The organism is Akkermansia massiliensis, from assembly GCF_023516715.1.
GTDB classification, from domain to species: domain Bacteria; phylum Verrucomicrobiota; class Verrucomicrobiia; order Verrucomicrobiales; family Akkermansiaceae; genus Akkermansia; species Akkermansia massiliensis.
Map to the genome: position 1 here is coordinate 122,667 of NZ_JAMGSI010000001.1, position 12,981 is coordinate 135,647.

General features: G+C 57.4%; 11 protein-coding genes. 8 read left to right on the top strand and 3 right to left on the bottom strand.

Going from position 1 to position 12,981, the window contains the following annotated elements; all coding sequences use genetic code 11:
• Nucleotides 1-1,608: 1,608 nt before the first annotated feature.
• The 3 genes from M8N44_RS00505 to M8N44_RS00515 all read left to right on the top strand — a co-directional run bounded on the left by M8N44_RS00505 (nt 1,609) and on the right by M8N44_RS00515 (nt 3,416).
• Complete coding sequence (locus M8N44_RS00505; protein ID WP_146017767.1) at nt 1,609-1,983, top strand: hypothetical protein; 375 nt, start codon at nt 1,609-1,611, stop codon at nt 1,981-1,983.
• Between the two features lie 87 nt (nt 1,984-2,070).
• Entirely contained in the window at nt 2,071-2,637 is a 567-nt protein-coding gene (locus tag M8N44_RS00510; protein WP_102729181.1) for a SufE family protein, read from the top strand.
• 8 nt (nt 2,638-2,645) lie between these two features.
• Nucleotides 2,646-3,416 (top strand): glycosyltransferase family 2 protein, encoded by a 771-nt coding sequence (locus M8N44_RS00515; protein WP_022396253.1) that lies wholly within the window; start codon nt 2,646-2,648, stop codon nt 3,414-3,416.
• Between the two features lie 112 nt (nt 3,417-3,528).
• Here M8N44_RS00515 and aspS read toward each other — a convergent pair whose 3' ends face one another.
• From aspS to M8N44_RS00530, 3 genes are all read right to left on the bottom strand, one after another.
• The gene (aspS, locus tag M8N44_RS00520) at nt 3,529-5,322 is read right to left on the bottom strand and encodes an aspartate--tRNA ligase (protein WP_102720981.1); all 1,794 of its coding nucleotides are present in this window, start codon (nt 5,320-5,322) and stop codon (nt 3,529-3,531) included.
• 33 nt (nt 5,323-5,355) lie between these two features.
• Nucleotides 5,356-6,630: a histidine--tRNA ligase gene (gene hisS / locus M8N44_RS00525; protein WP_102729182.1), complete on the bottom strand. Its 1,275-nt coding sequence runs from the start codon at nt 6,628-6,630 to the stop codon at nt 5,356-5,358.
• A 244-nt stretch (nt 6,631-6,874) separates the two neighbouring features.
• On the bottom strand, nt 6,875-7,294 hold the full coding sequence (locus M8N44_RS00530) for a pyridoxamine 5'-phosphate oxidase family protein (RefSeq protein WP_102729183.1): 420 nt from the start codon (nt 7,292-7,294) through the stop codon (nt 6,875-6,877).
• A gap of 292 nt (nt 7,295-7,586) precedes the next feature.
• Between M8N44_RS00530 and hypB the strand changes: the two genes are divergently transcribed.
• Genes hypB through hypE form a run of 5 tightly spaced genes read left to right on the top strand, consistent with a single transcriptional unit; the run spans nt 7,587 to nt 12,972 of the window.
• On the top strand, nt 7,587-8,270 hold the full coding sequence (hypB, locus tag M8N44_RS00535; RefSeq protein WP_240454295.1) for a hydrogenase nickel incorporation protein HypB: 684 nt from the start codon (nt 7,587-7,589) through the stop codon (nt 8,268-8,270).
• A complete protein-coding gene (gene hypF / locus M8N44_RS00540; RefSeq protein ID WP_022396248.1) occupies nt 8,251-10,578 on the top strand; it encodes a carbamoyltransferase HypF in 2,328 nt (775 codons plus the stop codon). The genes hypB and hypF overlap by 20 nt, the downstream gene beginning before the upstream one ends.
• A 4-nt stretch (nt 10,579-10,582) precedes the next feature.
• Complete coding sequence (locus M8N44_RS00545; RefSeq protein ID WP_102729184.1) at nt 10,583-10,825, top strand: HypC/HybG/HupF family hydrogenase formation chaperone; 243 nt, start codon at nt 10,583-10,585, stop codon at nt 10,823-10,825.
• 40 nt (nt 10,826-10,865) lie between these two features.
• Entirely contained in the window at nt 10,866-11,933 is a 1,068-nt protein-coding gene (gene hypD, locus M8N44_RS00550) for a hydrogenase formation protein HypD (RefSeq protein WP_102729185.1), read from the top strand.
• A 4-nt stretch (nt 11,934-11,937) separates the two neighbouring features.
• A complete protein-coding gene (gene hypE / locus M8N44_RS00555) occupies nt 11,938-12,972 on the top strand; it encodes a hydrogenase expression/formation protein HypE (RefSeq protein ID WP_102727363.1) in 1,035 nt (344 codons plus the stop codon).
• Nucleotides 12,973-12,981 lie beyond the last annotated feature (9 nt).

Consider the following 12,981-nt stretch of genomic DNA (forward strand, 5'->3'; position numbering starts at 1 on the left):
TTCAGTTCATCTATAGGTTTTGATGTTTTTAGTTATCCGTAATATCAGTATCTCAGCAGATAGTACAGATGTGCTAGACAGCAATAAAAAGGAGCGATGGGACAAGACGTACAAATATACTTAGGTAGATCATTTGGGATTTAAATGCTAACGCAGATGGGATCCCTCAAGAGAGACAAATAGACTAAAGTAGCTACACGCTAGGGAAATTGGAAAATATAAATCCTTCTAAATTTGTAGAAAATTCCTCTTCTTCTTGAAGTAAGTTTCTCGTATTTAAGAGAATAACTGGTTATCGGCCGGATGAATCGACAATACAAAATATGAAATTCGAAGGTTGATTTTCAGAAAAGAAATAACGGTCAATATGCCGGGAAAATTATGCAAGGTCAGATTCAACGGAGCAATATATTGATGCAGTCGTAGATGCCGTTCTTAATATGTATAAGGATAAAAGTAAAATTACTGTTGATAAAAGAGATTGCGATATCATATCTTTATCTAAGTTTTTAATATAAAGTAAATTATACGCCGAGGTACATATGTGCCTCGGTTTTTGTTCATAGGGAGCTCAGTTGATGGGAACGAGCATGGATTGCCTGTCCTACACCTCCAATTCATTTTTATTTGGCAGACAGCTTTGGAGCTTTCTGAACTGGGGGTAAAGCGGGGTTTGGGGTGCAAGGTACAACGCGAACAGGGAAGAAAAGGCAAGTGGTGCCTAATGTTATTCCAGGGGCTACGGGTTATTGGCCATTGTGTCAGGATAGACTATCAATGCTATTGGAAGAGAGGGAGATGAGTATCGATTCCCTTTTTAAATGGTGCTGCCTTTTGAGGAGAGCTGTTTTTGTCCTATTGCCTGTGGTCTTGTGCATGGGATGGTATATATGGACTTCATGGAAGGATTGGTTTCGCTGGCATGGGTCCGATATTTGAAGCGTTTCTTCCGGGGAGCGAATCGTGTGTGAAGATTGAGGACTATTCACGGAAAGCCTGTTTGGTTCTTGAAAAGCGAAGAGGCTTTCGCTGTCTGTTTTTAAAATGGTTTGAGGTTCTTTCTGCTTGTTAGGAAAGAATGTTTTTTTACTTTGGGTGAAAGTGGCCGCGAATAGAAAAAGCAGCTTGACCTGCCTTCTCCGATTGACTATAGGGAGGGGCCAAGTGGAAGCTCCCTTAGAAAGCTCTCTTGAGACTGTCTATAAAGGATTGCCGGTTTTTTAAATGCCGGGAGGGGAGGAAAGGTCTGCTGCGCAGGATTCTTCATGAACGCCAGAAGCGTTCCAGATATGGAATATTTTGCTTTTTTTCTTTATTGCATAGTTTTCTAATATTGCTTTTTTTGATGAAGTTGCGCTGTTTTCTAACATTTTTATTCTAGGCCCGTTTGATTTTATATATATAGTTTTTGGATATTGTATGAATATTTGCATGTCCATCTATAGATCAATCGAATTGCGGAAGAATACATCCGGAAGTTATAAGGTCAGACTAACCATTGACCGGGGGAGCAAGTTCTGCGGCGCCAGGAAGTCGCTCGGTCTTGGCACCCATCAGGAGGATTGTGCGTTAAGGCGCGCCTACCTGATGCGGTGCTTATTGTTCCATATGGGATGGTTTCCCGGTGGAAAGATTGCCGTCAGGAATTCCGCCGAATGCGGTATTAAGGAGGTTGTGTGGGACAGCATGGACTGCATCGGAGATTCCGGAATGTTCAGGCTCACCGGAAGGGGCTGCCGCGTCGCCACGGATGAAACGATGGTCATCTGGTTTCAAACGAATGGAGATGAGGCAGTGCAGTGTCTTCGTTTGCTTATTTCCGGATGGAGAATAGATGACCGGGCGGGTGACCTGAGGGTTTTGATTCAGGGATTACAGCATTGCGCCTCGGAACAGCGCCAGCATCCCTGCCGGATTTTGAATATTGAAATCGGGTCTGGTTCCATGATGGCAGCGCGGGACGAGTGTGTATTGAAGGGCTAGGGAGCCGGACCGTTCCGGTTAAGTCAATTTTCAAGAGGGTTTTCTGAACGGTCGGAATTGCTTTTAATATATAACGAATAAGAACATATGGATTGTTTTGAAGAACGGCGGCAGGTTCTACTGCAGGAGCTGGCCGCCCTGTCCGGGGAGGGGGCTCTGTACGGTTTTTTAATGCGCCAGGGGGAACAGTTGCCGCCCTTTGCGGAGGAATGGAAAACGGAAGCCTGCCTCCTGCGGGGATGCCAGTACCGGGTATGGCTGCGGCTGGAGCTTGCAGGCGGTCTGGTGCGGATTGATGCCGATAGCGATTCCCTCATCAGCCGAGGTTTGATGGCTCTGTGGGTGCGTCTGTTTTCCGGACTGAGGCCGGGAGAAGTGCTGGCCGCAGAGACGGATTTCCTTCATCAGGGTGTTCTTGGCGGCTGGCTGATTCCTTCCCGGGCGAATGCCCTGGGCAATATGGCCTCCAGAATCAAGTTGGGCGTGCTGCGGTTGAAGCAGGAGGCGCGGAAGGAGGCCGCAGTGTCTGGCTCTCCTTCTTCCCTGCCGGAGCTTTCCTTGGAGCCTGTTGAACAAGGCCCGTTGCGGCAGATGGAGATGTCCGGCAGTTCCTGTCATGATGATCGCAAACAGGAAAAAGAGTTCCAGCGATAGAGTTATTGATGATGAAAAAGAAAGCAAGCATTCACGTTCATTTGTTCGTTTATTCGGGAGACGCCGCCCTGGTCGGGGAGAATCTGCTGTGTGTCCGGCATGCCCTCCCCGGAGCCCATTTGGTCGTGATTGACGACGGGCGCCATCCTTGCCCGGATGAGGTGAAGGCGCAGGCGGAGGAACTGGGGGCGGAATGGCGCGTGTCCTTTTGGGAAAGAGGCGGCAATTTGAGGGGGAAGGCCTGTATTGAAGGGATGCTGGGGGAGATGCTCCGGAGCATGGACGATGAAGGGGATACCCTGGTGAAGATAGATGCGGATACGGTGATGGTGTCGGGAGATGATTTGCTGCGTTTTGCCGACCGGAGGGAGATGGTGTTCTGGGGCAGCGGTTCCGTGGAACAGCGTGTTTACGGCTGCCTGTATGCCTTGAAGGCGTATGCGGCCGTAAAAATCCGGGAGTATGTTCGCAGGCTGGAGCTGCTGCCGGACGCGCCGGAAGATATTGTGATAGGCACCAGCGCTTTTAATTTATATCCTGGAGAGGAACGGCACATGGTTTATGCTCCCTTTGGTCCGGACGCGCCGGACAGCGGGTGGACGGCGTATTACTGGGGACGTTATCCGGAGGTGAAGGGTTACCAGCGTTTCACCATGGTGACGACGGGCAATCCTCCTCCGCAGCCGCTGGACAAGCGTCACCGTTTGCCCGTCATGAAGAATTTACGGCAGATGGCGGATATCCGGCGGCGTCTGACGGGCGCCGGGCACGGTTTATAGGAAGGGATTTCTGTCTTGCCGTTGGCGTGGTTCCGGATGCAGGAAGCTCTTTGAATGAAAAACCCCCGGATGGAAGTTTTTCCATCCGGGGGTTTGTGTTTAAAGATTCCGGTTATTTTTTAGCGGGCAGTTTCACCTGGATGTGAATGTCGCGCAATTGCCGCTCTTCCGCAGCGGCGGGGGAGTCGCTCATCAGGTCCGCTCCGCGATTGTTTTTCGGGAACGCGATGACTTCACGGATAGATTCCGCGTTGCAGATCATCATGACCAGGCGGTCCAGGCCCAGCGCAAGGCCGCCGTGGGGCGGAGCGCCGAAGCTGAAGGCGTCCAGGATGTGGCCGAATTGTTCGCGGGCCTGTTCCTCCGTGACGCCGAGCGCCTTGAACATGGCGGATTGCAAGTCGCGTTCATGGATTCGGATGGAGCCGCCGCCCAGTTCCGTCCCGTTGAGCACCACGTCGTAAGCCTGGGCGCGCAGGTCTGAGGAGAGTTCTCCCTTGAGCAGTTTTTCCTCGTCTTCCTTGACGGGGCGGGTGAAGGGGTGATGGATGGCCACCCAGCGCTGTTCTTCCTCATCCCAGCCCACCAGCGGGAATTCGATGACCCACAGGAAGTCGCGTTCCGTGTTGTCCTTAAGCAGTTCCATGAATTCGGCGCATTGCAGACGCACACGGCCCAGGATATCGCAGGAGGGTTCCCACGGACCGGCCGCAAAGAGAACGAGGTCTCCGGTTTCAATGTTGAGGGCTTCCGTGAGTTTTTGCTTTTCTTCGTCGGAAAGGAATTTGGAGATGGGGCTTCTCCAGTCTTCCTCGCGCACCTTGATGTAGGCCAGGCCCTTGGCTCCGGCTTCCACGGCGGTTTTCGTCAGGGCGTCGATTTGTCCGACGGAGGCGGAGCCGAACCCCTTGGCGTTGATGGCCTTGACCACGCCTCCATTGCTTACGGCGGAGGAGAATACCTTGAACCCGCTGTTTTCAAAGATGGAGGAGACGTCCGTCAGCTTCATGCCGAAGCGGCGTTCCGGCTTGTCGGAGCCGTACTGGTCCATGGCCTCCCTCCACGTCATGCGGGGGAAGGGGGTGGGAATGTCCACGTCCAGGGATTCCTTGTACACGCGCTTGAGCAGGCCTTCCACCAGGTTGTAGATGTCTTCAGGCGTGATGAAGGAGGCTTCAATGTCCACCTGGGTGAATTCCAGCTGGCGGTCCGCACGCAGGTCTTCGTCACGGAAGCAGCGGGCGATCTGAAAGTAGCGTTCCATGCCGGCTACCATGAGCAATTGCTTGTACTGTTGCGGGGCCTGGGGGAGGGCATAGAATTTGCCGGGTGCCAGGCGGGAGGGGACCAGGAAGTCGCGCGCGCCTTCAGGCGTGGATTTGGAAAGGATGGGCGTTTCAATTTCCAGGAAGCCGTGTTCATCCAGATAGTCGCGCGTGGTCTTGGTCACGCGGTGGCGTATCTGCATGTTGCGGACCATGGACGGGCGGCGCAGGTCCAGAAAGCGGTACTTGAGGCGCAGGTCTTCATTGGAGAGGGCCCGGTCCAGCTGGAAGGGGAGCACGTCCGCCTTGTTGATGACGTTCAGGGTGTCCGCGGAGACTTCAATTTCCCCGGTCGGAAGGTCCGCATTGGTGGTGTCCACCGTGTCCGTTTTCAGGCGCGCAGCCACGGTGCCGGATATCTGGATCATGTCTTCGGAGCGGAGCTGCTGGGAGGCCTTCGCCACGTCCTGGTTGACTTCCGGGTGAAAGACTACCTGCGTGATGCCGGAGCGGTCGCGCAAGTCGATAAATATGACGCCGCCGTGGTCACGGACGGAATCTACCCAGCCGATGAGGGTGGTCGGCTTGCCGATGTTCGCAGCGCGCAATTCGCTGCAGGTATGAGTGCGGTATGAGTTCATCTTTGTTGAAAATGGAAGGGAGGAAGGAACGTATCAATCACGGCCGGTCAGGGAGGCCAGGGCGTCAAACAGGTTCTCCATGGCGACAGTGGAGGAGGAGCGCGCATGCAGGTCGCGCAGTTCCAGGGCAGGGAATTCGTCTCCCACAATCAGGGCCGCGCGCGCGCCGGATTTGACGGCTTTCTGGAGCTGGCCGTTGATTTTGGTGAGTGTGAGGGGAAGGTCCACGCTGTACCCCTGGTCCCGGAGGGCGGAGGCGATGGAGAGCATTTCCGCGCGGCGGTTTTCGGAGGCCTGCACCATGAAGACGTCGCATCCCGCGGCGGCCAGCGCCGCATCCTTCAGCGCCTTGGCATGGGGGGTCTGGTCAATGAGGTGGGTGATGACGGCATCCCCCATGGCAAACCCGGTGGCCGGCATGTCCACCGCATTGTTGGAGAGGGCGCCTACCAGCGTATCGTAGCGGCCACCGCCAGCCACGGCGCGCAGGCTGCGCTGCGTGTCAAAGATTTCAAAGACCAGCCCGGTGTAGTAGGCCAGGCCGCGCACCACGGAGAGGTCCAGCCTGACGTAGCCGTCCAGTCCGCGGGCTTCCAGGTCTTTCAGCAGGATGTCATAGCGTTCGGAGGCTCCGGCGGGCGGGTTCTCAATGAAGGCCACCAGGTCGCCGCGGCTGATGTGGAAGGAGTCCAGCTTGCGCTGGCATTCTTCCGGACGGTCGCGTTCAAATTTGTCCACAATGCCCAGAAAGGCGGGAATGTCCTGTTCCTGCACGCCGTGTTCCGCGGCAAACCTGATCCAGGCTTCGCGGTCGGAGACGCGTACGATGAAGTCGTTCTGCGTAAAGCCCAGCTCCCTCATGCAGTCGATGGCCAGGGCAATCAGTTCAGAGTCCGCCCACGCGGAGCCTTCCCCAAGAATGTCCGCATTGAATTGGTAGAATTCGCGCAGGCGTCCTTTCTGCGGTTTTTCGTAACGGAAGCAGGAGCCGATTTCAAACCACTTGAGCGGCTTGGTGTATTCCCGCTGGTAGGCGGCGGCGATGCGGCCCAGGGAGGCGGTGAGTTCCGGACGGATGGTGATGTCCCTGTCTCCCTGGTCCGTAAAGCGGAAGAGCTGGGTGGGCAGTTCGCCCCCGCTCTTTTTAAGGTAAAGCTCCGTGGCTTCCACGGTCGGGCCTTCCCATTCCAGGAATCCATAGCGGTGCGCCACCCTCTTCCATGCGTTAAAGAGATAGTTGCGCACGGCGCAGTCCGCCGGTGCAAAATCACGGAATCCGGGAAGTGGTTGAAAGCGAGCGTCTGGCATAACCTGGGAAAAAGGATGTTGTCTGAGGACGAAACAGTTTACAGAATTCCCATGCCTTGGCAAGTCCACATGCTTACGATGAAGGAATTTCAACGGAAGGCCGTTTATCGGAATATGCCTCCTCAACGTCCATGATTGTTTTTATTTTTCTCTCTTCCAGCGGAGAACCTTTCCGGGAGGACGGCGTTCTGCCTCCATCCCCGGAATCCTTTATAGGAGGTTGGGCCATGTGGCGTGGAAAGCTTTATATGATATTAAAGTTTTCAGAGTTGAAGTTGCTGTAGAATCTGCCCTGCGTGGCGGTAAACCGCAAGACGCAATAATCCGGGTCGGTCACTCCCTCCGGGTAGTACATGGTGTCACCCTCCCTCCAAATCATTTCCTTATAGATGCTGTCCTCCAGCACTTCCATGGAGCCGAGAAGCATGACGCCTCTGAAGAATCTCCGGTCACAAAAGTAAATGCAGGCTTTCGGGTTGTCTTGATATTGCCTTGCACGCATGGAGGAGGTGTTGGTGGTGAAGTAGAAGACCTTGATGCCTTCCCTTTTCCGGGGCGGCAGCATGGCTTTCGTATTCGGATAGCCCTGTTCATCAATAGAGCTGATGAATGCCACTTTCTGATGGTCAATGAGATTTCCCACTGTTGCTTCCGCGTTTTTCATTGCTGTTTTCCTGATTGGGATGGTAGGCCAGAAGAGCCGCATTGTAAACTTGTCTTATTTATTCGGACTGTTTCTTTAAACGGTTTTTCCGGGAATTGTTTGATAGCGTATTCTGCCCCGGGATGTCCGGGCCTGAAATGAGGTTCAAGGGGAGTTTGACCTTGCCGTCTCCAGGATATGACGTAGGATAAATGAGATTTTTTCTCTTTTTTGGAATCTAATATCAGTATTGATTATGTGTAAAGAATGCGGATGCGGAGGTGAGCACACCCATGAAAGTCACGGCCACGGCATGGATGTCCATGTTCCTGTGTTGGACGCCAATGACCGGCTGGCAGAGCGCAACAGAGGTTTTTTCGCAGCAAAGAATCTTCTGGTTATCAATGTTTTTTCTTCCCCCGGGTCCGGCAAGACCTCTCTGCTGCAGAAGACGGCGGAGATGCTCCGCGGCCGTGTGCGCATGGGGGTGATCGTGGGGGATCTGGCGACGGATAATGATGCGGAACGCCTGAGCCGTGCGGATATTCCCGTGGTGCAGATTACGACGGGCACCATGTGTCATCTGGACGCCCGCATGATTGCAGAAGCCATGAAGAAGATGCCTCTGAACGATCTTGACGTTCTGATTATTGAGAACGTGGGCAATCTGGTTTGCCCGGCTTCCTATGATCTGGGGGAAGGCATGCGCGTGGTGTTGCTTTCCGTGACGGAAGGGGAGGACAAGCCGTTGAAGTATCCTCCCATGTTCCATTCCGCGGATGTGGCCCTGGTGACCAAGTCCGATCTGGCGGATGCCGTGGATTTTGACCGGGACGCCGCCCTGGCCGCCCTGAACAAGGTAGCCCATCATGCGCACGTGATTGAGTTGTCCTCCAAGACCGGAGAGGGAATGGACGCGTGGTGCGACGAGATTGTGGAACGCGCGCGCCGCGTCCGGGAAGGCAGGATCCAGCACCATGGCCATCACCACCATTGAACAGGCCGCTGCGGCGTTGAAGTTTGAGATAGCCGGCATCGTCCAGGGGGTCGGTTTCCGTCCCCATGTGTACCGTTTGGCTGTGCGGCACGGATTGAAGGGGTTCGTGCGCAATACGGAGTCCGGCGTGGAAATCCATGTGGAGGGGAAGCCCGGCGCTCCGGAACGTTTTTTTGCCGCGCTGATGGATACTTTGCCGGAGCACGCCCGCGTGTATGGCGTGGAGCAGACCGTGTGCGAGCCTGCCGGGTTTGAAGAGTTCCGCATTGTGGAAAGCGATTCTACTCCCGGCGGCGTTCCGATGATGCTGCCGGACCTGGCCCCGTGTCCGGAGTGCCTGAAGGAGATGCGCGACCCCGCCTCCCGACGGTATCATTACCCGTTTACCAATTGCACGCACTGCGGCCCCCGCTATTCCATTATTGAGGAGATGCCGTATGACCGTGCGGGCACCAGCATGAAGAAGTTCCAGATGTGCCCGGAGTGCCTGAGGGAGTACCGGGATGTGGAGGACAGGCGTTTCCATGCCCAGCCCATAGGCTGCCCGTCGTGCGGCCCTTCCATGAAGGTGCTGTTTTCAGATGGTTCCGAACTGGGGTTCGGCCACGGGTTTGACACTCCCGCGGAACAGGTGGCGTGGGTGCTGGCGGACGGCCTGATCGTGGCTCTGCTGGGCGTGGGCGGCTTTCAACTGCTGGCGGACGCTTCTTCGGAAGCCGCCGTCAGGCGTCTCCGCAGGCTGAAGGAGCGGGATGCCAAGCCCTTTGCCGTGATGGTGCCGGATGTGGACGCGGCGGGGAAGCTGTGCCGTTTGTCGGAGGAGGAGAAGCGCCTGCTGGCTTCTCCGGCGGCCCCCATCGTACTGGCTCCCGGAAGGAAGGATGTGGACCTGGCTCCTTCCGTGTGCATGTTCAGCCGTTTTGTGGGGGTGATGCTTCCGTCCTCCCCCCTTCATGCCCTGCTGATGGATGTATGGAGAAAGCCCCTGGTGGTGACCAGCGGCAATCTGAGCGGGGAGCCCCTGTGCATTTCCGTGGAGGAAGGCTTGCAGAAACTGGGCCATGTGGCGGATGTGTTTTTTGTGCATGACCGTCCGGTCGTGCGGCCCGTGGATGATTCCGTGGTCCGCGTCATGGACGGAAGGGCCATGATGGTGCGCCGTGCCCGCGGGTATGCTCCGCGGCCCGTGTGGCGCACGTCTGCAGAAGCTCCCGACGTTCTTGCGCTGGGCTCCGGGTTGAAGAATACCGTTTGCTGGCTGAAGAACGGCGTGGCCGTCATGAGCCAGCATCTGGGCGATCTTGACAGCGCGGCTTCCCTGAACGCGTTTGAACGGACGGTGGAGACGCTGGGGCGCACGCTGGGTGCTGTGCCGCAGGTGATTGCCGTGGACGCCCATCCGGACGGCCCGTCGTTTACCCTGGGCAGGCGTCTGGCGCGGGCATGGAATGTGGAAGTCGTTCCGGTGCAGCATCATCAGGCCCATGTTCTGGCCTGTGCCGTGGAGAATGAGACGCCGTTGCCCGCCCTGGGCGCGGCCTGGGACGGCACGGGATTCGGCACGGACGGGACGGTATGGGGCGGAGAGTTTTTTGTGATGGAGGAGGAAGGCGCTCCCCGCAGAGTGGCGCGGCTCAGGCCGTTTTTGCTGCCCGGGGGGGATGAAGCGGTCCGGGAACCTGCCCGGTGCGCCTGTTCCCTGGCGCGGCAGATGGCGCCGTGGCGCACGGATGGGCTTGAACAACGTCTGCAGGGTGGAATGACCTTGCAGAAGCGGGAAGCCCTGGAGGCGATGATGGCCCGTAATATTCAAGCTCCCGCCACTTCATCCATGGGGCGCCTGTTTGACGCCATGGCTTTCTGGTGCGGCTTTGACGGCGTGGCGGGATGCGAAGGGCATGCCGCCATGATGCTGGAGTCATGGGCTGCGGCGGTTTCCGGGGAAGAAATGCCGGGGGAACCGTATGAATGGGTCATGCATGAGGAGGGCGGCCTGCTGGAACTGGATTGGCGCCCGATGCTGAAAGCCGTGGACGATGACCTGCTGAGAGGCGTTTCCCGCGGCTGCATCGCCCGGAAGTTTCATGAGAGCCTGGTGAACCTGGCTTTTGACGTGGCGGAGCGTTTCTCATTGGACAGGCTGGTGCTGGGCGGCGGATGTTTTCAGAATGCCTTTTTGCTTGAAGGCCTGGCGGGAATGGCACAGTCTAGAAGGTGCCAGTTGTCCCTGCCGCAGCGGGTGCCGTGCAATGACGGGGGAATTTCCCTGGGGCAGGCTGCGGCAGTCGTGCGCCAATGGAAAGGATAATAATATGTGTTTGGCTGTTCCCGGAAAGATCGTGAGCATTAATGAGACGGACCCGCTGTTCAGGCTGGGAGTGGTTGATTTCGGCGGCGTGACCCGTGAAGTGAACCTGGCCTGCGTGCCGGAGGCCGTCCTGGGGGATTACGTTATTGTTCATGTAGGGATGGCCCTGAGCGTGCTGGATAAGGAGACCGCGCTTCAAACCCGTAGGGAAATGCGGGAGATCGTGGAGAATACCGATCCCGTGTAAGGGGAGGGTCGTTTGCCGGATTGAACATTTTTAATGGCTTATGCAGGAGGAAGTTCAGCAGTTGCTTGAGGAGCTGCGCCATGCCGTGACGCGTCCGTGGGCGGTGATGGAGGTGTGCGGGGGACAGACGCATGCGATTGCCTCCCTGGGGCTTGAGGAGCTGCTTCCTCCTGGGCTTCGTCTGATTCACGGCCCCGGCTGTCCGGTTTGCGTTACTTCGGTGGATTTGATTGACCAGGCCGTGGAGTTAAGCCTGCGGCCCGGCGTGGTTTTGTGCAGCTACGGGGATATGATGCGGGTGCCGGGCTCCCGCGGAGATTTGTTTTCCGCCAAGGCTCGCGGCGGGGACGTGCTTTTAATGTATTCACCGCTGGAGGCGGTTGCTTTCGCTGGGAGCCATCCGGAAGCGGAAGTGGTATTTTTCGCCGTAGGATTTGAGACGACTGCTCCGGCCACGGCTCTTGCCATGCAGCAGGCCCGCGCGCTGGGTTACGCCAATTTTTCCGTGCTCTGTGCCCATGTGCAGGTTCCCCCCGCACTGGAATGGCTGATGGATCAGGACGAGGGAAGGCCGGACGCCTTTCTGGCCCCCGGCCATGTCTGCGCCATCATGGGGGAGGAGGATTACGGCCGTTTGGCCGCTCGTTACCGGACGCCCATGGCGGTGACGGGGTTTGAGGCTCCGGACCTGCTCCGCGGCATCCTGATGTGCGTCCGCCAGTTGGAGAACGGGGATTGCACGGTTCAGAATGCCTACGGGCGCTATGTGAAGCCGGAGGGGAACAGGGCGGCGCAGGAAAGGATGAAAGAGGTTTTTGAGCCGGAAGACCGCCATTGGCGCGGCCTGGGCCTGATTCCCGGCGGCGGCATGAGGCTGCGCCGGGAGTGGGAGGGCATGGATGCCGCCCTGCGTTTCGAATGCGGAAAAAGCGCCCATGGCGCGGATGAAGCTTCCGGATGCCTGGCCGGCCAGGTGCTGAGGGGGCTGATTCGTCCTGCGGAGTGCCCGTTTTTCGGCACGTCCTGTACGCCGCTGGCTCCCCTGGGCGCGCCCATGGTGTCTGGGGAAGGGGCCTGCGCCGCCTATTACCGTTATAAAAGAAGTTGATTCCATGTTTGAATGTCCTGTTCCGGAACCTGTTTCCGACCGTATCCAGATGGCCCACGGCGGCGGAGGCCGTCTGATGAATGACCTGATCCGTTCCGTCTTTCTGAATGCGTTCGGCACTCCCTCCGGCGGCGTGCAGAATGATGCGGCCGTTCTGGATTTTCCGCCGGGGCGGCTGGCGATGACCACGGATAGCTTTGTGGTGCAGCCTCTGGAGTTTCCGGGAGGGAGCATCGGTTCCCTGGCGGTGCACGGCACGGTGAATGATCTCGCCATGGGCGGCGCGGACCCGTTGTACTTGACGGCAGGCTTTATCCTGGAAGAAGGGCTTCCGCTGGAGGCGCTGAACCGCGTGGTGCAGGATATGGCGGCGGCGGCGCGCGCGGCGGGCGTCCGCATCGTGACGGGAGATACAAAAGTGGTGGAGCGCGGAAAGGGTGACGGCATTTATATTAATACCGCCGGGGCGGGCGTGGTGCGCCATGGGTTGGAAATCAGCCCTTCTTCCGTCCGTCCGGGGGATTCCGTGCTGGTCAGCGGTGATCTGGGGAGGCACGGCATGACGATCATGAGCCTGCGGGCCGGGTTGTCCTTCGGGGAGGGACTGGAAAGTGATTCCGCCCCGCTGCATGAATCCGTGGCTGCCGTCGTCCGGGCCGGAATCCCCGTGCATTGCCTGCGTGACGTGACCCGTGGCGGGTTAACCGCCACGCTCTCGGAAATTGCGGAGTCCTCCGGCCTGACGGTGAAACTGGATGAAGTGTCCATTCCCGTGCGGGAGGATGTCAGAGCAGCCTGCGGCCTGCTGGGGCTGGACCCTCTTCAAGTGGCCTGTGAAGGCCGTTATCTGGCTATTCTTCCCCGGGAGCATGAGGAAGAGGCCCTGCGCCTGATGCGCGGCTGCGGCGTGTCCGCCGGGGCCTGCGCGATAGGCCGTGTGGAAGAGTTTGGAACGGCGCCCCTGCTGATGACGGGGCGGCTGGGGGTGGAACGGGTGCTGGGCATGCCTTCCGGGATGCAGCTGCCCCGCATTTGCTGATGCTTCCCG

Bases quoted from the DNA above. Each gene is read 5' to 3' on its own strand.
- M8N44_RS00505 (WP_146017767.1), top strand. From the start codon at position 1,609: ATGGGATGGTTTCCCGGTGGAAAGATTGCCGTCAGGAATTCCGCCGAA.
- M8N44_RS00510 (WP_102729181.1), top strand. From the start codon at position 2,071: ATGGATTGTTTTGAAGAACGGCGGCAGGTTCTACTGCAGGAGCTGGCC.
- M8N44_RS00515 (WP_022396253.1), top strand. From the start codon at position 2,646: ATGATGAAAAAGAAAGCAAGCATTCACGTTCATTTGTTCGTTTATTCG.
- aspS (WP_102720981.1), bottom strand. From the start codon at position 5,322: ATGAACTCATACCGCACTCATACCTGCAGCGAATTGCGCGCTGCGAAC.
- hisS (WP_102729182.1), bottom strand. From the start codon at position 6,630: ATGCCAGACGCTCGCTTTCAACCACTTCCCGGATTCCGTGATTTTGCA.
- M8N44_RS00530 (WP_102729183.1), bottom strand. From the start codon at position 7,294: ATGAAAAACGCGGAAGCAACAGTGGGAAATCTCATTGACCATCAGAAA.
- hypB (WP_240454295.1), top strand. From the start codon at position 7,587: ATGGATGTCCATGTTCCTGTGTTGGACGCCAATGACCGGCTGGCAGAG.
- hypF (WP_022396248.1), top strand. From the start codon at position 8,251: ATGGCCATCACCACCATTGAACAGGCCGCTGCGGCGTTGAAGTTTGAG.
- M8N44_RS00545 (WP_102729184.1), top strand. From the start codon at position 10,583: ATGTGTTTGGCTGTTCCCGGAAAGATCGTGAGCATTAATGAGACGGAC.
- hypD (WP_102729185.1), top strand. From the start codon at position 10,866: ATGCAGGAGGAAGTTCAGCAGTTGCTTGAGGAGCTGCGCCATGCCGTG.
- hypE (WP_102727363.1), top strand. From the start codon at position 11,938: ATGTTTGAATGTCCTGTTCCGGAACCTGTTTCCGACCGTATCCAGATG.